Origin of the sequence: Chitinophaga silvisoli (assembly GCF_003412465.1) — a bacterium.
In the GTDB taxonomy this organism is placed as follows: domain Bacteria; phylum Bacteroidota; class Bacteroidia; order Chitinophagales; family Chitinophagaceae; genus Chitinophaga; species Chitinophaga silvisoli.
The window spans coordinates 697,028-719,285 of the sequence record NZ_QTJV01000002.1; the positions used below are offsets into that span (position 1 = coordinate 697,028).

A 22,258-nucleotide genomic window follows, 5' to 3' on the forward strand; every position below is an offset into this window, starting at 1 on the left:
TACACACCATGTTCCTGACATTTCTATATGCACTTTCGCTTGGTTTTATTGGCAGTTTTCATTGCATAGGTATGTGCGGGCCGATAGCGCTTACTTTGCCGGTTCAGCACCTGGAGGGCACGCGCAGGCTGGGAGGTATATTATTGTACAATGCAGGACGTGTAAGCGCTTATACCGGCCTTGGCATCTTTTTCGGATGGCTGGGCAGGCAATTTTATCTGGGTGGCCTGCAGCAATGGCTTTCTATTACCGTAGGAGCATTATTGCTGCTGGTCATTTTTTTTCAGTACGGATGGAAGTCCTTCCGACTTCCTGAGATAGGAGGGTTCTATACCAGAAGGATAAAAACAATCCTTGGCAACTTACTTCGTCAACGTCGTTTCAGTACACTTTATGCAATCGGTTTTTTCAATGGCTTACTGCCCTGCGGTTTGGTTTACTTTGCCATAGCGGGGGCAATCGCTACAGGTGCTACCTGGCAGGGAGCTATGTTCATGACAGCATTTGGAACGGGAACCCTACCGGCAATGGTAGCGGTGAGCTGGTTCACAGAGCTGATCAGTCTGCGCTTCCGTACCCGGATCAGGCGCTTCATACCCGTTATAGCAGGCATTATGGCCATTTTACTCATCATGCGTGGCCTGAACCTGGGCATACCTTATATCAGCCCGGTACTTTCCCCTCAGGAAGAGAGGGTTTCTTTACACTGTATTAAACCTTGATTACAATGACGCTCATTCAAAAATATAATACCGCTGCACCACGGTATACCAGTTATCCTACCGTTCCCTACTGGGATGAATCAACCTTCGATGCTACCAGATGGAAACAATCACTGCAGGAATCGTTTAAGGCGACCAACACTACAGAAGGTATCAGCATTTACATACATCTTCCTTACTGCGAAAAGTTATGCACCTACTGTGGTTGCAATAAGCATATAACCGTCAACCACGGGGTAGAAAAGCCCTATATGGACGCTATCTTACGGGAGTGGGGCCTCTACATCAACCTGTTTGAAAAACGCCCGAGAATCCGCGAAATTCACCTTGGAGGGGGTACACCTACTTTCTTCAGTCCGGAGAACCTGGCGGTACTGATCAGTGGTATTTACGAACATGCTGACCTGATCTCTGACGCTTCTCTGAGTTTTGAGGGTCATCCCAACAATACAACCGCGGCACATATGCAAACCCTGCACAATTTAGGGTTCAGACGTATGAGCCTGGGAATCCAGGATTTTGATCCCAGGGTTCAGGATATCATTAACCGTATACAACCTTATGAAACCGTAGAGCGGGTGACAAACGAGGCCAGGGAAATTGGTTATACATCCATTAACTACGACCTGGTATATGGTCTGCCTTTGCAGACAAAGGAAAGTGTACAGGATACAATTAATAAGATTATTCAACTGGGTCCGGACAGGATCTCTTTTTATAGCTATGCACATGTGCCCTGGATCAAAGGAAATGGTCAGCGTAAGTACTCCGAAGCGGACCTGCCTAAAGATGAAGAAAAGCGTGCGCTGTATGAATTAGGCAAAACAATGTTTGCCGAAAACGGGTATACCGAAATAGGAATGGATCACTTTGCCCGTCCACATGATTCACTGTACCGCTCAGCGCAGGAGGGTACCCTTCACCGCAACTTTATGGGTTATACAGATCATCATACATCCCTGATGATTGGTTTAGGGGCATCATCTATCGGCGATAGCTGGTATGCTTATACACAAAACGAGAAGACGATTGACCGCTGGATGGAAAGGGTAAACAAAGATGAGTTTCCGGTAGTAAGAGGACATATTTTGAGCACTGAAGACCTTTTACTGCGCCGCCATATTCAGGCACTGATGTGCAACTTTGAAACTACCTGGAACAAGGCAGATGTGCAGTGTGATGCCATTGTAGAAGGCTTGCAAAGATTGCAGGAACTTGAAAGGGATGGTCTAGTATCTGTAAGACCTAAGAAGGTTTTTGTAACCGAAAAAGGGCGCCCTTTTATCCGTAATATCTGTATGGCATTCGATGCCCGTTTATGGCGCAGACAACCACAATCACAGCTATTCAGTAGTGCTATCTAAAACTTATTGACTTCATTCTTATTGCTTTATGCTGAATGCACATCCTTGGATTGGAAATTATTCCAAAAAATGGAATTATCTTTTAGTGATAAACTATCACAATATTAGATCATAATGATCGCCTGAAACATTGATGAATAAAGGGTTTGAGCGGGCATAAAAAAAGTCTGACCGTTTGTTACAATCAGACTTTCTTGTTATGTGAATGGGTTAGTAAGTACAGGGAACAAAAATTCCCTACACAATATTAAAAAGAATTTTATCACAAAAGAAAAAAAATGCAAACTTTTTTATTCACACCACTAAAAAAAGTGTGGATAACAACAGTTAAAAAGTGTGGCAGAAACTTTTTTTATGCCGGAAGCCAAACCAAATTTACACAAACGATTATATCCCGATTCTCACCTACCTTTGTTGCACTAAACAGCAGAATATATGAAGTTTAATGCTCCGATCCCGGTAACCGAAATCGCCGCATACATAGGCGCAGAGCTGGAAGGCAACGATCAGCAAATGGCAACCGGTATTAATGAAATACATAAGGTTACTCCAGGTGATATCTCATTTGTAGACTTTGAAAAGTACTATGATAAGTGTCTGCGTTCCGCAGCAACAATTATTATCATCAATAAAAAAGTTGACTGTCCTCCCGGTAAAACATTACTTGTATTACCTGATCCGTTCAGTGCTTATGTTAAAATTGTGAAAAGGTTCCGCCCTTTTGAACCAGCGACCAAACCCATCAGCGATACCGCGGTAATAGGGAAGGACACTATCATTCAGCCGAATGTGTTCATCGGAAATCATGTCACTATTGGAGAGAACTGCCTGATTCACCCGAACGTTACCATCTACGACCATACCGTAATTGGCAATAACGTGATCATACATGCAGGTACCGTGATTGGTGCAGACGCATTCTACTTTAAGAAAAGGGCTGACAGGGAAGTGATGTACGATAAGATGGAAAGCTGCGGTCGGGTGATCATTGAAGATGACGTGGAAATCGGTGCCAGCTGCACAATTGACAAGGGTGTAAGTGGTGATACCATCATTGGTCGCGGTACTAAGTTCGACAACATGATTCACATTGGTCATGGTACCATCATTGGCCGCAACTGTCTCTTTGCTGCACAGGTAGGAGTGGGCGGCAAAGCACACATCGAAGACAATGTAATTCTCTGGGGCCAGGTAGGTGTATCCAAAGATCTGGTAATCGGTAAGGGAGCTGTGGTGCTGGCACAAAGTGGCGTACCGGGTTCACTGGAAGGCGGCAAGACATACTTTGGTACTCCGGCAGATGATGCGCGCGTGAAGATGAAAGAAGTAGCATGGATCAAACGTATCCCTGAAATCTGGGAGAAATTAAAGAGTAAATAAACTTTTGTAAAATAGCTTCTGCAAGTGGCAGAAGCTATTTTTTTATACATTTGGAACATGCTTTTCCGAACATTGCTTCTCCTGTTTTCAACCCTGACTGCTGTGGCCCAGAAAGGGCTTACCGAAGTCCCTGTCACTATTAAGGATGGCTGGTTTACCGCCAAAACCCTTTCCTTCGATAAATATACCACCGGCGACCGTAAAAACGGTATCGATCAACCCGCTAATCTATCCTTTATAAAGAACCCCATTGATGCCTTCAATTTCCTGCTACAGTGTGATACATGCAAACAAGGTAGTAAGGCGCATATTCAGGCCCTTTATACCCCTCACATCGCTTTTTCGGATCGTTCCTTACCCTCCGCACTGGAACATGCAGACGCAAATAATAAGTTCTTCTATATAGTCATCCAGGCTGCCGATTCTACCCTTGGCAAATGGGAAATGATCCTCCGGAACATGACTTACCTGGACCTGAACGAAAACAAACAGGCTGGCATACTCCGCTCCCCACAGGGAGAGTTCAAGGTCACTGCCAATAATCACTTTGGTATCGTAAATTCTTATGAAAATATCCGGTATGAATTTGTATTCCGGAAGAAGGTGGTGGCGGCCGTCATACCCGGCAATAATCCCCGGGTATGGTTAGACCTGAATAATTTAAAAGAGGAACAGCGCATCATCGTTGCAGCTGCTATGGCTGCATTATTGCTGAGATGAGGATTGCATCTTTTTCAGATAGGCTTTACTCATTCGCGCGACCGTTTCTTTCAGTGGTGTAAACGTAAAGTCCGGCAACGCCGCTTTTATCTTCTGATTGTTGTAGTATACTTTCAGCTGTGCTGTATGAGCCGTTTCTTTTGTTAACACGGCCTTTTTTCCGGTGATCTTACTCTTCAGGGTTTCTATACGCCATACTATTTCGGCCTGCCAGGGTTTTACCAGTTTATGCGGTGGCTTTTTACCCAGCTGTATTGCCATTTCTGTGAACAGATCTACATAGCGCCAGTTATCTGCCGAGATCACAAAACGCTGTCCGCTAACATTACTTTCCATCAGGCGGATCATAACTTCAGCTACATCTTCTACATCTGTAAAACCAGTCACGCCTTCGGTATAATAAGGGAACTCTTTCCATGCATTTTTGATGAGCAAACCGGAACCATCTTCCCAGTAATCAGGTCCCAGGATGATGGAAGGATTCACGATTGCTGCGGGCAATCCCTCTGCGATACCCCTCCATACTTCCATCTCTGCCCTGTACTTACTCACGGCATATTGGGAGTTGTGATGACTATCCTGCCATTCCGTATTTTCATCGATCATCTGCCCCGTCTTTGCACGACCTAAAGCGGCTACTGAACTTACATGCACCAGTTTTTTCACGCCTGCATCCAGCGCAAGGTTTACCACGTTTGCAGTACCATCTATATTCACTTTCATGATCTGCTCACGTGCCTCCGGGCGGAATGAAACCACACCTGCACAGTGATAGACTTTTTCTACTCCTTCCATGGCTTCTTCCAGCGCACATACATCCAGTACATCACCTTTGACCCAGGTTATTTTATCCGCGATGTCTTTGATCTGTTCAGGAATTTCCCTGCGGTACAATGCCCTTACGGGTACCCCTGTTTTCACCAGTTTCCGTAATAAATGACTGCCTAAAAATCCGGTTCCTCCTGTTACTAATATCATGTAATCTTGTTCCGTTTGTCTAAAGATAATTATAAAACCCTTTCCCGGTTTTCTTTCCTAAATCACCGGCCTGCACACAGGCAACCTGTAATGGGCTCGGTGTAAAGCGGGGTGCCTTTGCAAATGCATCGTACAGAGATTGCGTTACTGCCAGGTTTACATCGTTGCCGATCAGGTCCATCAGGGTAAAAGGTCCCATTCTGAAACCCGCACTTTCCAGCAGGCGGTCTATCGTTTTATAGGATGCTATTCCTTCTGTAGCTACCTGCATCGCCTCCAGGTAATAATGCCTGGCTACCCTGTTCACAATAAAGCCGGGGGTATCCCTTACATGTACCGAAGTTTTACCCATTTTAGCAGCCAATGCATGCAATAGCTGTACAACGCTGTCTGCTGTTTTTTCACCACTCACCACTTCCACCAGTTTCATTACCGGTGCAGGATTAAAAAAATGCATGCCCGCTACCCGATCAGGGTGGGGTACCGCTGCTGCAATGGATGATATGGAGAGAGAAGATGTGTTGGAAGCGAAGATCGTGTTCTCACTGTTCACAGCGGCCAGTTCCCTGAATAATGCTGTTTTAATGTCGATTTTTTCTACAATGGCCTCGATGACCACATCAGCCTTTACATCGCCGGTATGTGCCGTAAAATGCAGGCGCTGCATGATCTGAGCTGCCATTCCTTCCCTCAGTTTCCCCTTTTGCTCCAGGGCGGACAATTGACTACTGATCTGTTGTCTGGCTTTTTCCAGCATGGCTGCCTGTACGTCGAACAATACCGTGTTGAAACCGCTTGCAGCGGCTACCTGTGCTATACCGGCTCCCATAGTACCAGCTCCGCATACAGCAATTGTTTGCATTTGTTCCAGGTTGATCATCTTCGTCGTTTGGGGTCAAAAAAGAAAAACAGGAGAAAAGGCGTATGGATGATTCAATTGCGCGCTTTTCTCCTGTCTGTAAATATATTCAAATATGCTGTTGCTAGACCGTCCCTTCAAATTGCTCCAGGAATCGAACATCATTTTCTGAGAACAAGCGCAGGTCCTTGATCTGGTATTTTAGCATGGTAATACGTTCTATACCCATACCGAAGGCAAATCCGGTATATTTTTCAGGATCAATACCACAGTTTTCCAACACTTTCGGATGTACCATTCCACAACCCAGTATTTCTACCCAGCCGGTATGCTTACATACGTTACAACCCTTACCACCACAGATAAGGCAGGAAATATCCATTTCTGCACTTGGCTCGGTGAACGGGAAGTAAGAGGGGCGGAAGCGGATACGGGTATCTTCGCCAAACAGTTCCTTCACGAAGTGATAGAGGGTTTGTTTCAGGTCAGCAAAAGAAACGTTTTCGTCGATATACAGACCTTCTACCTGGTGGAAGAAGCAGTGTGCACGGGCAGAAATAGTTTCATTGCGGTATACGCGACCAGGGCAGATGATACGGATAGGCAGCTTACCTTTCTCCATCTCTCTAACCTGTACGGAAGAGGTATGGGTACGCAGTAACCAGTCCGGTGACTTGCTGATGTAAAAAGTATCCTGCATATCCCTGGCCGGGTGGTTTTCCGGCAGGTTCAGGGCGGTAAAGTTATGCCAGTCATCTTCAATTTCAGGCCCTTCTGCAATAGCAAAACCGAGGCGCTCAAATATGCTGATAATGTTATTTCTTACTATGCTGATAGGATGGCGGGTACCCAGGCGGTGAGGCTCCGCAGGCAGGGTAAAGTCGGCATCGGTAGCGGCAGCACCGGCACCATCTTTCAGGTGTTCAAATTGCGCATAGCGCTCTTCTACGAATTGCTTAAACCCGTTGAGCAGTAAACCGAATTCTCTTTTCTGCTCTTTGGGCACGTTCGCCATTTCTCCGGATATAGCTTTTACGATCCCTTTGGTACCAAGGAATTTGATACGGAATGCTTCCAGGTCGGCAGCTGTGGCCGGTTCAAATGCCTGGATTTCCTGTTTGTAGGCAGCTATTTGCTGTTCTATGTGATCCATAAGACAGCAAAGATAATGATATACTCAGAAAATTAATTTATAACCCACTCCACGGATATTGACAATTTGCACTCTTGGGTCGTCTTTCAGGTAGCGGCGCAATTTGGTAATGAAAACATCCATGCTGCGGGCATTGAAAAAGCTGTCGTCGCCCCATAAGTCCAGCAGTACGGTCTTCCGTTCTATCACCTGGTTCAGGTTTTCCGACAAGCGCCGCAGGATCTCAGCTTCCCGGTGGGAGAGGAAGGCAGTTTCACTATTGCGGGTCAGTGTTTGCTTGGTGTAATTAAACTGGTACTGGCCAATCTGGATTACATCGGAACCAGAAGCTTCCTGCGCCGCCGGCTGATCATTGAACCGTTGCAGCAGTGCCTTGATTCTTACAATCAGCTCATCCATACTGAATGGTTTTTTGAGGTAGTCATTGCCCCCCAGCTCAAAACCCTTTACCACATCCGCTGTCTGGGACTTGGCGGTGAGAAAGATAATCGGAGTGATCTTGTCCTGCTTCCTGATCTCTGTAGTCACGGTAAACCCATCCATGTTTGGCATCATAATATCCAGCACAACCACATCCGGTTTATGTTGCTGGTACAATTCCAGGCCTTCTTTCCCATCTGATGCGTAGAACATTTCAAAGCCACGCATTTCCAGGCTATCTTTAACGATTTGCCCCAGTTGCCATTCATCTTCTATCAATAATATTTTCGCCATAGTATCAGATTTAAACTCAAACAGGTATCTGGATGATAAATTCACTGCCTTTGTCCGGTTCACTGTGTACTGTGATACGGCCACCATGCAGTTCTACAATTTTTTTAACATAACTGAGCCCAAGCCCGAATCCCTTCACGTTGTGAAGATTGCCGGTCGGTACCCGGAAGAATGTATCAAAAATACTCTCCTGGTAGGATTTAGGAATTCCTATCCCATTATCTTTTACCCGTATGATCAGGTTCCCGTTTTCAATAGAACTACGTATATGTACGACAGGCAGTTCTCCTGAGTACTTGATCGCATTATCCACGAGATTGTTGATCGCGTTGGACAGGTGGGTGCGGTCTACATCTACCAGGCGGTCGCCAATCAGGTTATCATACCTGAACTGTACTGGCCTGTTCGTTTTGAGCTGATGGTTGGTAATGATCGTATCCATGATCTCATTCATGTCAGTTTCTTCCCTGTACAGTTCTATTTCTTCTCTTTCTTCCGATGCGATGTGCAATACTTTTTCAACCAGGTCAGACAACCTTTGCAATTCCTGCTTGGAGATGTCGAGGTAGGTCTGTGTTTTCCGCTGGTCGTTGAGCGCATTGAAATTCTGCATGGCTTCTACCGCTGCATATACAGTGGCAATCGGGGTTTTCAGCTCATGCGTCATATTGTTGATGAAATCATTTTTAACCTCTGAAAGTTTCTTCTGTTTCAGGATTGTGCGCAGCATATAGATAAAACAGATTGTGGTCAATACCAGCAGCACCAGAGAACCCACCAGTGTCCAGACCATTTTGGTCAGGATGTATTGCATCGGAGATTCAAACACCGCTTGTACAAAGAGACTGCTGGCCGGGTTGAAAGGAATCTTACTCGTCTTTTGTGGTGTGCGTCTACGCAGGCTATCCCTAAAACTTTCCCTGGCAAAACCTTCAAAGTTGATATGAAAAGTATCCAGGCGGAAGGCTGTTTTAATCTGACGGTTGTGAAGTTCTGAGCTAAAGATGGAATCCAGCTTTATCAGTTTTACACTATCGTTGGTAATATTATTCAGAAGCAGGAAGTCGGAAATTTGTCTGGCCAGGGTATCTGCATAGATCCGGTTTGGATTCTGGTGAGGACCGGGGCGGTCATTTGACTCAGCAAATATATGCCTTCCTCCTTCCTCAGGTCCGGGAGGTGGAGGCAACTCTCCAGGGCCTCTCAGGCTATCTCCATGCTCCCTGCCATAGCGCCTGAAATACCTGCGTACGTCAGCAAACTGCTTGTTGTACACGGCTGTGCGCAGTGATTCGTTTATATCTTTACTGAACTGATCTAACTGTACGTGATAGGAGTTATATAACCAGTATCCCTGGAACATGTAGATGCCGAGAATGCATATACACATGAGTATCAGAATGTTTCGGATCCGCTGGCGCATTATATCAATGAATTTATCATGCAAAGCTATTTGATTATAGGCTTATCATGGCTATACCCTTAACAGTAATTAACAGTAAATAAGGAACCTTAACCCTTTGGCCCATATTATGTTCTTTCCTTAACAGTAATTAACAATAAATAAAGCTATTTAACCTGAAAATGCCCGCTGAATATTGACTTTTGTGAGAGCAAAAAACAAACACATGAACCATTTTTCAAAAACCCTCTTTGGTGCTGCCCTGATTGCCTTCACTGGCTTTACGGTACAGGCACAGGACAAGAACAGCGGTGTAATCGACTATGAAGTGAGTCAAAAATTGCCTCCAAGAGGCGGTGATGGCGGTGATGAAGAAGGACAGGTAATCACTATAAACCAACATTTCTTTTTCTCAGCCGGCCATGGTAAGCTGGAGACGGAACGCCCCAACTTCGGCGGCCGGGATCGTCAGGGACCTCCTCCAGGTCAGGGTGGAGAGCAAGGACCTCCTCCGGGTGGAGCTCCTCCTGAAGGAAACGGTGGACCCGGACAAGGTGGTGGACGTGGCGGACGTTTCCGTGGTGGATTTGGTATGATGGGCGGCGGATTCGTAGATCTTCAAAATCACAAATACCTGCAAACATTTACAAAGCCTGACGATTCTACTAAAACATTCTTTGCAGAAGAAGATTTTCGCCCGGCAAAAGATGTAAAACCTGGCGATAAAACGAAGAAAATCGCCGGTTACAATTGCAAAAAAGCGACCGTAACGGTAAGAGATGAAACTTATACGGTTTGGTATACGACTGAACTGCCTTTCAGCTATAGCCCGGTAAATGGTTTGCTGCCTGAACCCAATGGTGTAGTACTGGGTGCTGAAAGCAGCAACCGTTCCTTTACAGCAAAGAAGGTAGACTTTAAACCAGTACCACCTGAAAAAGTTTCCCTGCCTGGTAATGCGGAGAAAGTGAGTGAAGAAGACCTGCATAACATGCGCCGTGAAGCCATGCAGAAATTCCGTGACAGACAAAACAGGAATTAACAGCCTCCTTAACTTACATCCTCGAATTAAATGAAAAGGATCCCCCTGATGATTATATGCCTGATCCTGGTTGCGCTAATATCCAAAGCGCAATCAGGTCAGGTTAAAGGACAACTGACTGACTCAACCGCTTCACATCCTTTGGCTGATGCCACCGTTGCTTTGCTGAATGGCAAAGACTCGTCATTGGCAGCAACTGCATTTACTGATAAAAAAGGAGGATTCAGCTTTACAGGTCTCTCCGCTGGTGGCTACCGGGTATATATTACGTACCTGGGCTACAAGCCTATTTTCAAAAGCATTACTGTATCTGCAGCACAACCTGTGGTAGATATGGGTACCATTCACCTGCAGGGCAAAGGTATCACCCTCGGTGAAGTAGAAATCATTCAGGAAGTTCCGCCTGTAGTGGTAAAAAAAGATACCCTCGAATTCAATGCAGACGCTTTCAAAACCCGTGAAAATGCGGTAGTAGAAGACCTGCTCAAAAAACTGCCCGGTGTTACTGTGGATAAAGATGGAGTCATTACTGCACAGGGTGAAACGGTGAAAAGAGTACTGGTAGATGGTAAGCCATTCTTTGGCGATGATCCAAAACTCGCTACTAAAAATCTGCCTGCTGAAGTGATCGATAAAATTCAGGTGATAGACCGTAAATCAGACCAAGCACAATTCACAGGTATTGACGACGGCAATACCGAAAAAGCCATCAATATCACAATCAAAAAAGATAAGAAAAAAGGGGTATTCGGAAAGGCATCTGCCGGCTATGGTACGGATGATCGATTTGCTGTCAATGCAAATGCAAACGCCTTCCGCGATAACCGCCAGCTCTCCTTCCTGGGAAGTGGAAACAATGTAAACAACATGGGCTTTACCATGCAGGATGTATTCAACTTCTCCAGCAGCAACAATGGAAGTGGAGGTAGCAACGGCCGTAGCGGTGGCGGTGGCAGAGGTGCCGCCCAATCCACTATAAGTAACCTGGGGGGCAACAGTACCACAGGTATCACTACCAACTGGAATGCAGGGTTCAACTATAATCAGGACTTTGGATCCAAATTAAAAGTGAATGGTAGTTACTTCATCAATGATGTAAAAACCGAAACCAAAAATCAAAACGCAAAGCAAACCTTTACAAAAGATAGCTCATACTATTACAACTCTACCACCGGTTCTCTTACTGAGAATAAGAACAACCGTCTTAATATGCGGATCGAGTATCAAATCGACTCCTTCCATTCAGTGATCTTTACACCGACCTTTTCTTACACAGATGGTAACACCAATTCAACCAGCTACTATCAACAGCAGGATATCAATAAGGTGACCTCCATTGATGGTTCCAATACGAATACCAGTGGTGCCACTTCACCGAACTTTTCAGGCTCTGCATTGTACCGTCAGAAGTTCCATAAAACAGGCCGTACACTGAGTGCTAACTTAACTTATGGATACAATACTACTGACCGTCAGAACTATTATAAAACGCTGGACAACTATGTAGCTACTGATACATCAAGTGCTTATAGCAGTGGTTATGACAGGAAGACGAATGCAAACAACCTTGGTAGAAATTACCAGGCTACAATCACCTACACGGAGCCATTAATGAAAGACAGGTACCTGGAACTGAATTACTCTTACAGCAATAATTACAGCTCTTCCAAAAACCTGACTTACGATGCGAGTGCTTCCGGAAAATACGATGTGCTGAATGATAGTCTGAGCAATATTTTCGAGAATACATTTTCTACCAATCAGGCAGGTGTAAACATCCGTACAAACAAGTTCAAGTACGACTACACTTTCGGGATGAATGTGAAGTGGAATAGCCTGGTCAATGATAACGTAAGCAGAAATACACACATTACTCAAAACACGGTGAACTATTTTCCGTCAGCAAGTTTCAACTACAATTTTGAACAGGGTAGAAGGTTCCGTTTCCGTTATAATGGAAGCACTACACAACCTACCATTTCTCAGCTGCAACCACTGCCTGATCTGTCCAGTTCCCTGTATGTACAGCAAGGTAATCCAAACCTGAAGCCTACGTTCACACATAGCCTGATGGCGGGGTACAATGCATTCAACAGAAGTTCTTTCCGTGGTATTTTTGTCAATGCAAATGCAACATTCTCCAACAACCAGATTGTAAATGCGAATCGTACTGATGACTCTACCGGTAAGCAATACACTAAACCAATCAATACAAATGGCGTGTATTCACTTAGCGGTAGTATGGTAAACTCTATTCCGATTAAGAACCACGTCACATCGCTGAATCTTAGCACTAATGTTTCTTATAAAAGAGATGCGAGTTTTACCGGTGAAGACAAAGACTTCACAGATATTACAAAGTATTACACCAGGAATTTCAGTCTGACAGAAGGTATTACATTCAACTACTTCTTCAAAGAATTATTTGATGTATCCACCTCTGGTAGTGTACAGTATGCGGCAGCACGATATGACATCCTGCCAAGCAACAACACGAACTATTTCAACTATTCATTCTCCCTGGATTTTAACGTCAATCTGCCTGCAGGATTTCAGTTGGGCAGCGACATGACATATACCCTGAATGCCGGCCGGGCTGCGGGTTACAACGTAAATTACACCTTGCTGAACGGATATGTATCAAAGTATGTGGGCAAGAAAAAACAAGGGCAGTTTAAAGTCTATGCTTACGACCTGCTGAAACAGAATATCAGCATCAGCCGTACTACGGGTGAGAACTATATTCAGGATACACAGAACATGGTATTACAACGTTATTTCATGGTCAGCTTTACTTACTTCCTGCGTAAGTTCGGTTCAAACAATAATAACAACCGTGAAGGGCCTCCACGCGAAATGCGCTTTATGCGTCCTCCGGGTGGCGGCATGCCGGGAGGTCCACCTCCGGGCGGCGGCGGTCAAATGTAAAACAGAAAAGGAGTGCGAACTGCACTCCTTTTTTTATGTATATACATGTAAAATGACTCCGGATTTTTTTGAAAGGTTGAAAGGAAATAAAGGTGACGGTGAAACATCTCCCCTCGTACCCTCAGCTTTATAACCTTACAACCTTAATAACTTTGTCGTTTGACCATAGAGGTAGTACCATCGGACTAAGCAACTTTATATTGCTGTACCTTCTGCGCCGGGGTTTTGCGCTCTCTGATACCCTGAGTAATCCTGCGTACTATCCAGCTTAGCGTAAACGTCGGAATAAAGTCCAATCCAGGGAATAATTCCTCCATAAAGTTGAACACACTTCCGAATGCTCCCATACTACCACCAAACATCCTGTAAAATATGATAGCGGAAATGGGGGCCCAAATTACATCACTTACTTCGCCTAAAACCGGCACTGCATAACTGGCACAGCCTATCAGGTCCATCAGTATACAAATCCATAAGGCGGGAGTAAATCTCTTTTCCATATTGACCTCCGCTTTAAATTGTGAACATTATAATATAATCAAATAGCTTACCAAAATTCAATTACGGATGCTGGAATAGTAATTACAGAGTCGATGGCCGGGGCGTTTTCGGGAGTAATGATTTGTTATACAATTCCTTAAAAAAATGCTGATTTTTTATACTTCCAGGGATAACTCGTAATTTCTTCTTTAACTCAGGCGTAACTGTACTTCTATAACGTTTGATGCTACTATAAAGTTACGGATTTCACACCGGTTTGGTTGTACGTATTTCAAAAATGCGTAGTTCCACGCTATATTTATAAAAAAATTCTATCGTTATATGTCCACTCCGCTCAAAGGTCGTATCCGTCATTCTGTGTGTGCCTGGCCTTATGAATCAATGCCATTGGACACCTTCTGCAAAGGTGCTAAAGAAATAGGGCTGGAATCTATTGATCTCCTGTATCCTGACCAGTTTGAAACTGCTAAGCAATTCGGGCTCACCTGCGCAATGGTAGCGTCTGTGAGCGATGAATGGAACATCACCAGGGGCTGGAACCGCCCTGAGCACCACGATGACCTCATTACTTACTATAAGTACCTGATAGATGAAACAGCCAAAGCCGGATTCCCATCTGTAGTATGCTTCTCCGGCAACCGCGATGGTCTGGATGACGAGCAGGGAATTGAAAACTGTGCGAAAGGATTGCAGCGCCTACTGCCTTATGCAGAGCAAAAGAGAGTAAATATTGTAATGGAGCTATTGAATAGTAAAGTAGATCATCCTGATTATCAATGCGATCATACAAATTGGGGCGTAACCCTGAGTAAAAAAATTGGCTCAGATCGTTTTAGCCTGCTCTATGATATTTACCATATGCAGCTCATGGAGGGCGATATCATCCGCACCATCCGCGATAATCATACTTATTTCAGTCATTACCACACTGGCGGTGCCCCTGGCAGAAATGAGATCAATGAAAGCCAGGAATTGTATTACCCGGCCATTGTGAAAGCTATTTATGAAACAGGTTATAAAGGGTTTGTGGCACAGGAATTCATTCCTACCAGAACGGATAAACTCTCTTCGCTGAAAGAAGCCGTACTGATATGTGATATCTAGCCGCCTACTTGTTTCAGTACTTCCAGTCACTGCGGAGCATTCCCATGACAACCATATCTACAAATTGTCCATGGAGCCTGGCATTGTGGCGCAAAATACCCTCTTTCGTAAATCCCAATTTGATAGGGATACGCGCACTGCGATCATTTTCCAGTGCAAAGCGGATTTCAACCTTGTTGAGTTTCAGATTTTCGAAAGCAAATGAGATGAGCACCTTGCAACAGGCCACAGCAATGCCTTTGCCACGACAGTGTTCTGCCAGCCAATAGCCGATTTCAGCTTTCTGCAGCAGGTGATCCCAGCAATGTAAGTCCAGTACTCCGCACAGCTGTCCATTGTACCAGATACCGAAGGCAATGGCTTCCTGGTCTTCTGCTTTGCGCAGCATCATCTCTATAAAACGAAGGGAATGATCTTCATTCGTGTTGTAATCCACCCAGGGGAGGAATCGGCGCAACGCCTTACGGGATGTATCGAGGGTGCGATAAAGCACCGGTGCATTCTCAGGTTGCAACTGCCTGAGTATAATATGATCGTCTACGGCTAACTCCAGCATAAAAAATTAAGGTTTGGCCCCTATACCTTCCTGTGTATATTGGCCAAACCTCAAATATAGTAAACTTAACTTTTTGCAAACAACTGTTGCCGCTGCATATCGCGAACTATCTGCCGTGCAAACTGTGATGCCTGCTTATAGGCAGTAGGCGGATCTATCGTTTCTGATTGCGCGTTGTAGATCAGTTTTTTCTGCCCCAGATCATACAGATTAGTATCCCACTCATACCGCACATTTGTAGTATAATAACCCGGGGTAAACATACCTCCATACCATCCCCTGTAATAAGGAGCGTAAGGGTAGGGGGGCACATACCCTTTGGATTTTGTTTTATCTACCATGGCAATAGTGAGCACCTGGTCCACATCCTCATTCCTGAATTTATGCAGGGCAGCCTTTTCATCGTCTGCCTTTGACAAGGTATCGTCAGGGCCGTATTTGGCAAATGAAGATTCTGCGTTGATGCCTTCCTTCTGTAGCTCGTTCGCCAGCTCATTTTCCATTAAAATGCGCAGGTTTCTGTCCCCGGGCGGAACAAGGGCTACCACAATCATTCTTTTGTTGGTATCCAGTTTGGCATCCGGTGTTTTCCAGGACGAAGTTAGTTTGGTACTGGTACATGCTGTCGCGGACAGCATCCCTATACATAATAGCAATACTCCTAGCCTTTTCATAATCTCCTCCTTTTAACTGTTGATTAGACAGGAAAAAAAGTGGAGAGTTACATTGACCTCTTAAAAATAATAGCGGCTTACGACGATTAGTCGCAAGCCGCTATATGTATATACATCAGTATTAATAATTAATTACCTGCTCCTGGATACCTGCCGGAATTTCCCTGAACTCGTACAACTGGGTTCTCAGCTGCGGTTCAAAACCCGCTTCTTTGATCGCCTGTTGCATAGATTTATAGGTAAACCTGTGCGGAGCACCGGCAGCACTTACCACATTTTCCTCGATCATGATAGACCCGAAATCGTTCGCACCGGCATGGAGACAGATCTGTGCAACCTGTTTACCTACCGTGAGCCAGCTTGCCTGGATATTCTTAATATTAGGCAGCATGATACGGCTCAATGCGATCATACGGATATATTCTTCGGAAGTGGTCATATTGTGGACCCCTCTGATTCTGGAAAGTAGCGTATCTACATCCTGGAATGTCCATGGAATGAAAGCGGTGAAACCATAGTGGCCTTCCGGCTTCTCGCTCTGTACCTGTCTGATATCTGCCAGGTGTTCAAAACGCTCCATTACTGTTTCCACGTGTCCGAACATCATGGTGGCAGATGACGCGATATTCAGCTTATGCGCTGCCCGCATTACATCCAGCCACTCCTGTGCACCACATTTCCCTTTGGAAATGAGTCTGCGCACGCGGTCGTTCAGAATTTCAGCCCCAGCACCTGGTAAGCTGGCCAGACCAGCTTCTTTCAGCGCTTTCAGGACTTCTATATGTGTACTTTTCTCAAGTTTAGTGATGTGTGCCACTTCCGGGGGGCCGAGGGCATGCAGCTTAATGGTAGGATACAACTGTTTCAGTTGCTTAAAGGTATCCACGTAGAAGGCCAGACCCAGGTCCGGGTGGTGTCCACCCTGCAACAGCAACTGGTCGCCGCCGAATTTCAGGGTCTCTTCGATCTTTACCTTATACTCCTCAATAGACGTAATGTAAGCGTCTCCGTGACCTGGGATACGGTAAAAGTTACAGAATTTGCAGTTAGCCGTACACACATTGGTTGTGTTTACGTTTCGATCTATCTGCCAGGTAACTTTCCCGTGTGGAACCTGCTGCTTACGAAGCTCATTTGCAATGTGCATCAGCTCAGTAAGTGGTGCTTTTTCAAACAGATATACCCCTTCTTCCGGTGTAAGCCACTCAAAATTTAATGCTTTCCTATATAGATCTTTCAGTTCCATGATAAACAAAGGTAGCAAAAAACAATATCCCGCCATTCGTGGATTTTTAGGCAGCAATCGGCATATTAAATCCTAAATTTATACAACTGTTATTCTGTCATTCTCTTGTATGCAAAAAGCATTTTTGTCAAAGCTCATTTATTCCACATTACTAGCGCTTTCTCTATTCCACGCCGCAACAGCTCAATCAAAATTGCCCCAGGAAGCAGAAGGAACGCTGATCTGTCGTTTTCCGTTCAGACAATACTATGGAGGCGTAGTGGTGATACTCGCTCAGCTCAAAGGTTTTTCGGATACCCTCCAGTTTATTCTCGATACAGGTAGCGCCGGCATTTCGCTGGATACCAGCACCTGTGTCCGCCTGGGCATTAAGCTTACGCCCTCCGAAAGGGTTGTACGTGGGGTAGGAGGGTCCAAAAGAGTAGATTTTGCCATGGATCGCACCCTGGTATTACCCGGCCTGGAAGTAGACAGCCTTAATTTCCATGTGAATAACTATGAGCTGATCAGCCAGGTATATGGTCTCCAGGTAGATGGCATCATTGGCTACAGCCTGCTGAGCCGCTACAATGTACTGGTAGATTACAATACAGAAGAAGTACAGCTCTACACCACAGGAAAGTTCACTTATCCCAAAGGCGGTACTTTACTCCATCCCACCCTGACAAACATCCCAATCGTCAATGCCCAGCTTCGTAATGGCAAAACCCAGTGCGATAGCCGCTATTACTTCGATACAGGGGCCGGTATGTGCCTCCTGTTTTCCAAGCAGTACGTTGCTGATAGCGCCATCCTTTCCACCAGGAAAAAACAACGAAAAGTCATTCAAACTGAAGCCCAGGGCCTGGGAGGGAAAATGACCATGGATGTAACCACCATAGGGGAATTTAAAATCGGCAATTTCAGTTTTCGTAATGTTCCCGTCTATGTATTTGACGATCAGACGAATATCACTGCATATCCCTTTCTTGGAGGCATGGTAGGCAATGACCTCCTGCGTCGTTTCAATATCTACCTCAATTATGGCAAAAAGGAAATTTACCTGCTGCCAAACAATCATTTCAGAGAGCCTTTTGACTATTCCTATACCGGGCTGGTCATCTATATGATTGATGGAAAAATTGAAATCACTGATATCATTAAAGGATCCCCGGCTGAAAAAGCCGGGCTAAAAGCCGGAGATATTATTGTGGCTATCAATAACCTCTTCACAAACAACATTCAGGAGGTGAGAGAGCAGCTTAAAAATGTAGGCACAAGGCCTATGTTACTCATTAGCCGAAACAACGAACTCATGCTGAAAAAAGTACTCATCAAAAGTATTTTATAATACTTTGCACTATCTTTCGTTTGATGTGTAACGTGAAAAAGCTACTGTTCTATATACTTATCGCTTTGCCGCTCTTGTCAGCCGCCCAGGCACCACCCGCTACTGCAGAACCGGTAGCCATTCTGCCATTCAGGATTTATAATCACTCATTGATTATCAGTGCTTCTATGAGTAGTGCGGAAGATAGCCTGCATTTTATTTTCGATACAGGTGCCGAGGCAAGTACACTGAGTTATGAGACGGCCAAAAAGCTGAAACTGGAAACGAAAGATGATGGAGGACTTAGTGGAACAGATGATATCGTCATAAGAGTGCCCACATCCACTATTAACCTTCTCTATTTTGGCAAAGCCCGTTTACCGCTGGTAAAGGTATTTTTAGAACCGCTGCAGGAATTCAGAAAATCTCCCATTCATATAGACGGTATCATCGGTGTGGACATGCTCAAAATGTTCATTATCCAGATCGATTATGCCAAATCCCGGATCTTACTATACCGCCCGGGAAAGACACCTATGAGCATCCCCGGCAAGCGCCTGGCAATGACACTTAATTTTGATACTCCAGTCATAGAAGCCGTTATCGAATTACCTGATGGCCGCTCACTGGGTAGCCGCTATCATTTCATTACCGGCGGGGATTACGGCATTTTGTTCAACTGGCCCTTTGTTGAAAAGTACCGCCTGAAAGAGATTCTGCCCATCGTCAGCTCAGACAAGGTAGGAGACCTTTACCAGGAACTGACCTACATGAATACCATCATCCCTTACCTGGCTTTTGGCTCAGTACGCATGGAAAAGGTTTCCGGCAGTTACTGCAAACAGGTAAACGATGTCGGTGGCCTAACAGAAGTGGCCGGTTCTATCGGTTCTTATGTCTGGTCCCAATTCCGCACAATTACCATTAATTATAAGCAACGGGAAATTTACCTCGATAAATAAGGGCTTAGCCTGCTTCTGGCAAAATCAATATGGACATTCCTCTTTATTTTTAATACCTTAACTTGCAGTTCTCATAAATAGGAATTATGATCCATTACAATAAATTCACTTTAGCCAATGGCCTGCGCGTGATTGTGCACGAAGACCATACCACACCAATGGCAGTGCTAAATGTTATGTACGATGTAGGCTCCCGCGATGAAGATGCTGACAAGACAGGATTTGCGCACTTATTCGAACACCTGATGTTTGGCGGTTCTGTCAACATCCCGGAATATGATGAACCACTCCAGATGGCTGGTGGCGAAAACAATGCTTACACAACCAGTGATCTGACCAACTACTACATTCAACTACCCGCAGAAAATATTGAAACCGCTTTCTGGCTGGAAAGCGACCGTATGCTTTCTCTTGCATTCAGCGAAAAAAGCCTGGATGTACAGCGCAAGGTAGTATGTGAAGAGTTTAAGGAACACTACATCAACAAGCCATATGGCGACATCTGGCACAAGATGCGCGACCTGGCTTACACCGTGCATCCGTATAAATGGATGACCATCGGTAAAGAGCTGGCACACATTGAAGATGCAAAGCTGGAAGATGTAAAGAACTTTTTCTTCAAATATTACCGCCCGACCAATGCGATCCTGGTAGTAGCTGGCAAAGTGACCACCTCCCAGGTAAAAGCCCTGGCGGAAAAATGGTTTGGTGATATTCCCGCTGGCGAACGTATCCAACGCAACATTCCACAGGAACCTGTCCAGAAGGAAGCGCACAAACTGGAAGTAAAAGCCAACGTTCCGCTGGATGCCCTGTACAAATGCTATCATATGCCGGGTCGTATGGACAAAGATTATTACGCAATCGATCTTATCTCTGATATCCTCGGTGGTGGCGCATCTTCCCGTCTGCACCAGGTACTGGTAAAGGAGAAAAAGCTCTTCAGCAATATAGATTGTTACCATTTCGGTACCCTCGATGCCGGCCTGTTTACAATAGAAGGCAAGCTGGTAAAAGGCGTGAAAATGAAAGATGCCGAAAAAGCAATCCAGGAAGAGCTGGATAAAGTACAACAGGAAATCATTCCCGAAAGAGAGCTGCAGAAAGTGAAAAATCGCGTGGAAAGCATGCTCGCTTTTGAGGATATGGGATTGTTGAACAGAGCAAACAACCTCGCTTTTTACGAGCTGATGGGCGATGCTGCTCTTATGAATGCAGAATTCAGCAACTACGAAGCGGTAACTGCCGAAGAAATGCACAAGCAGGCTGCTATACTCTTTGATGAGAAGAACTCAAATACTCTTTACTATTACGCAGGATAATATTCACTAAGATTAATGATAAATCGTAAAATCGCCCCTGAGATTAAAGATGCTGTTGATTTTGAAGTCACACTGAAACCGTATGAAAAATTCACACTGGATAACGGCATCCCTGTCTACGTAATTGAATCGGACGAACAGGAAACCTTGCAGCTGGAAATGGTTTTTCCTGCAGGTAGCTGGTACGAATCAGAAAACCTCATTGCTTCTGCATCCAACTTCCTCATGAAGAATGGTACAGGCAAGCATTCTGCACTGGAAATAAATGAAAGTATCGATTACTATGGAGCATACCTGAACAGGAGTTGCCACCATGAATTTGGTACTTATACACTTCACTGTCTCACCAAGAGCTTCTCCGCCCTGCTGCCTACACTGCAGGAGGTGATCCTGGATCCGGCCTTTTCTGAAGAAGAACTGGCTCTTTTCCAGCAGAACATGAAGCAAAGGCTGGCAGTAAATCTGCAGAAATGTGATTTCGTAGCCAACAGGCATATTGATAAATACCTGTTTGGAGAATTCCATCCTTACGGCCGCGTAAGCAGCATGGAAGCATACGATGCACTGCAGACAGAATCACTGAGAGCTTTCTATCAGCAACATTATACTTACAATAACTGCCGCATCTTTGTGGCGGGGAAACTTCCGGATCAACTGATTCCTCAGCTGAACCAGTTCTTTGGTACCACCAAATGGAATGGAGAGGCAACGATCATCAAACCGGAAATATCTATCATGCCGGCGGAAGAAAAAAAGTTCCGCATTTTCAATGATGAGAATGGGGTACAGGGTGCCGTGCGTATCGCACGTCATTTCCCTAACCGCTACCATCCTGATTATCCGAAGATGATGGTGCTGAATACCATCTTCGGCGGTTACTTTGGATCCCGCCTGATGAGCAATATCCGCGAGGACAAAGGTTATACCTATGGTATTTCCTCACAGGTCTACAACTTCCGCCAGGCAAGTGCCATCAATATCCATACTGAAGCTGGCAGAGATGTATGTGAAGCCACTATCGAAGAGGTGTACAAGGAAATGCGCATACTGCAGAATGAAGTGGTGGACCAAGAAGAAATGGCACTTGTGCGCAACTTCATGATCGGGTCTATTCTAGGTGACCTGGATGGCGCTTTCCAGATTATTCAACGCTGGAAAAATCTGATCCTCAATGATCTGGACGAAAATTACTTCTATAATAATATCCGGACAATCAAAACCATTTCAGCAGAAGAACTGCACGTGTTAGCAAAGCAGTACTTCAAGCCGGAAGACTGGTACGAGTTGGTCGTGATATAATGCAAAAAAAGGCGCGTCCTCCA

General features: G+C 45.0%; 20 protein-coding genes. 11 read left to right on the forward strand and 9 right to left on the reverse strand.

From position 1 onward, the window contains the following. Positions 1-8: 8 nt before the first annotated feature. The 4 genes from DXN04_RS09025 to DXN04_RS09040 all read left to right on the forward strand — a co-directional run bounded on the left by DXN04_RS09025 (position 9) and on the right by DXN04_RS09040 (position 4,186). On the forward strand, positions 9-722 hold the full coding sequence (locus DXN04_RS09025; protein WP_116853010.1) for a sulfite exporter TauE/SafE family protein: 714 nt from the start codon (positions 9-11) through the stop codon (positions 720-722). Positions 723-727: 5 nt separating this feature from the next. Next, a complete protein-coding gene (gene hemN / locus DXN04_RS09030) occupies positions 728-2,086 on the forward strand; it encodes an oxygen-independent coproporphyrinogen III oxidase (RefSeq protein WP_116853011.1) in 1,359 nt (452 codons plus the stop codon). 435 nt (positions 2,087-2,521) lie between these two features. Continuing rightward, positions 2,522-3,466, forward strand: a complete 945-nt coding sequence (locus DXN04_RS09035; protein ID WP_116853012.1) for a UDP-3-O-(3-hydroxymyristoyl)glucosamine N-acyltransferase — start codon at positions 2,522-2,524, stop codon at positions 3,464-3,466. A gap of 57 nt (positions 3,467-3,523) precedes the next feature. Beyond that, a complete protein-coding gene (locus tag DXN04_RS09040; protein ID WP_116853013.1) occupies positions 3,524-4,186 on the forward strand; it encodes a hypothetical protein in 663 nt (220 codons plus the stop codon). On the opposite strand, the gene DXN04_RS09045 is transcribed toward DXN04_RS09040, so the two are convergent. The 5 genes from DXN04_RS09045 to DXN04_RS09065 all read right to left on the reverse strand — a co-directional run bounded on the left by DXN04_RS09045 (position 4,172) and on the right by DXN04_RS09065 (position 9,280). After that, on the reverse strand, positions 4,172-5,164 hold the full coding sequence (locus DXN04_RS09045; RefSeq protein WP_116853014.1) for an SDR family NAD(P)-dependent oxidoreductase: 993 nt from the start codon (positions 5,162-5,164) through the stop codon (positions 4,172-4,174). The genes DXN04_RS09040 and DXN04_RS09045 overlap by 15 nt on opposite strands. A gap of 19 nt (positions 5,165-5,183) precedes the next feature. After that, complete coding sequence (locus tag DXN04_RS09050; protein WP_233525547.1) at positions 5,184-6,026, reverse strand: 3-hydroxyacyl-CoA dehydrogenase NAD-binding domain-containing protein; 843 nt, start codon at positions 6,024-6,026, stop codon at positions 5,184-5,186. Positions 6,027-6,147: 121 nt separating this feature from the next. Further along, positions 6,148-7,176 (reverse strand): phenylalanine--tRNA ligase subunit alpha, encoded by a 1,029-nt coding sequence (pheS, locus tag DXN04_RS09055; RefSeq protein WP_116853016.1) that lies wholly within the window; start codon positions 7,174-7,176, stop codon positions 6,148-6,150. A gap of 24 nt (positions 7,177-7,200) precedes the next feature. After that, on the reverse strand, positions 7,201-7,890 hold the full coding sequence (locus DXN04_RS09060) for a response regulator transcription factor (protein WP_116853017.1): 690 nt from the start codon (positions 7,888-7,890) through the stop codon (positions 7,201-7,203). Between the two features lie 16 nt (positions 7,891-7,906). Then, positions 7,907-9,280, reverse strand: coding sequence for a sensor histidine kinase (locus tag DXN04_RS09065; RefSeq protein WP_158568926.1), 1,374 nt, complete (start codon positions 9,278-9,280; stop codon positions 7,907-7,909). Between the two features lie 238 nt (positions 9,281-9,518). On the opposite strand from DXN04_RS09065, the gene DXN04_RS09070 reads away from it, so the two are divergent. Both DXN04_RS09070 and DXN04_RS09075 read left to right on the forward strand, forming a co-directional pair. After that, a complete protein-coding gene (locus tag DXN04_RS09070) occupies positions 9,519-10,334 on the forward strand; it encodes a GLPGLI family protein (RefSeq protein WP_116853019.1) in 816 nt (271 codons plus the stop codon). A gap of 30 nt (positions 10,335-10,364) precedes the next feature. After that, a complete protein-coding gene (locus tag DXN04_RS09075; RefSeq protein ID WP_116853020.1) occupies positions 10,365-13,262 on the forward strand; it encodes an outer membrane beta-barrel family protein in 2,898 nt (965 codons plus the stop codon). A 185-nt stretch (positions 13,263-13,447) separates the two neighbouring features. Here the strand turns inward: DXN04_RS09075 and DXN04_RS09080 are convergent, their stop codons facing one another. After that, positions 13,448-13,762 carry a hypothetical protein gene (locus DXN04_RS09080; protein WP_116853021.1) on the reverse strand — a complete coding sequence of 105 codons (315 nt, stop codon included), beginning with the start codon at positions 13,760-13,762 and terminating at the stop codon, positions 13,448-13,450. Between the two features lie 322 nt (positions 13,763-14,084). Between DXN04_RS09080 and DXN04_RS09085 the strand changes: the two genes are divergently transcribed. Continuing rightward, the gene (locus tag DXN04_RS09085) at positions 14,085-14,867 is read left to right on the forward strand and encodes a hydroxypyruvate isomerase family protein (RefSeq protein WP_116853022.1); all 783 of its coding nucleotides are present in this window, start codon (positions 14,085-14,087) and stop codon (positions 14,865-14,867) included. Between the two features lie 13 nt (positions 14,868-14,880). On the opposite strand, the gene DXN04_RS09090 is transcribed toward DXN04_RS09085, so the two are convergent. From DXN04_RS09090 to mqnC, 3 genes are all read right to left on the reverse strand, one after another. Continuing rightward, a complete protein-coding gene (locus DXN04_RS09090; RefSeq protein WP_116853023.1) occupies positions 14,881-15,423 on the reverse strand; it encodes a GNAT family N-acetyltransferase in 543 nt (180 codons plus the stop codon). Between the two features lie 65 nt (positions 15,424-15,488). After that, a complete protein-coding gene (locus DXN04_RS09095; RefSeq protein ID WP_147319881.1) occupies positions 15,489-16,097 on the reverse strand; it encodes a hypothetical protein in 609 nt (202 codons plus the stop codon). Between the two features lie 121 nt (positions 16,098-16,218). After that, positions 16,219-17,343 (reverse strand): cyclic dehypoxanthinyl futalosine synthase, encoded by a 1,125-nt coding sequence (gene mqnC / locus DXN04_RS09100; protein ID WP_116853025.1) that lies wholly within the window; start codon positions 17,341-17,343, stop codon positions 16,219-16,221. A gap of 109 nt (positions 17,344-17,452) precedes the next feature. On the opposite strand from mqnC, the gene DXN04_RS09105 reads away from it, so the two are divergent. The 4 genes from DXN04_RS09105 to DXN04_RS09120 all read left to right on the forward strand — a co-directional run bounded on the left by DXN04_RS09105 (position 17,453) and on the right by DXN04_RS09120 (position 22,235). Further along, entirely contained in the window at positions 17,453-18,673 is a 1,221-nt protein-coding gene (locus DXN04_RS09105) for an aspartyl protease family protein (RefSeq protein ID WP_116853026.1), read from the forward strand. 32 nt (positions 18,674-18,705) lie between these two features. Beyond that, a complete protein-coding gene (locus DXN04_RS09110; RefSeq protein ID WP_158568928.1) occupies positions 18,706-19,614 on the forward strand; it encodes a retropepsin-like aspartic protease in 909 nt (302 codons plus the stop codon). A gap of 86 nt (positions 19,615-19,700) precedes the next feature. Further along, positions 19,701-20,936 (forward strand): M16 family metallopeptidase, encoded by a 1,236-nt coding sequence (locus tag DXN04_RS09115; protein WP_116853028.1) that lies wholly within the window; start codon positions 19,701-19,703, stop codon positions 20,934-20,936. Between the two features lie 15 nt (positions 20,937-20,951). Beyond that, positions 20,952-22,235 (forward strand): M16 family metallopeptidase, encoded by a 1,284-nt coding sequence (locus tag DXN04_RS09120; protein WP_116853029.1) that lies wholly within the window; start codon positions 20,952-20,954, stop codon positions 22,233-22,235. Positions 22,236-22,258: the final 23 nt, after the last annotated feature.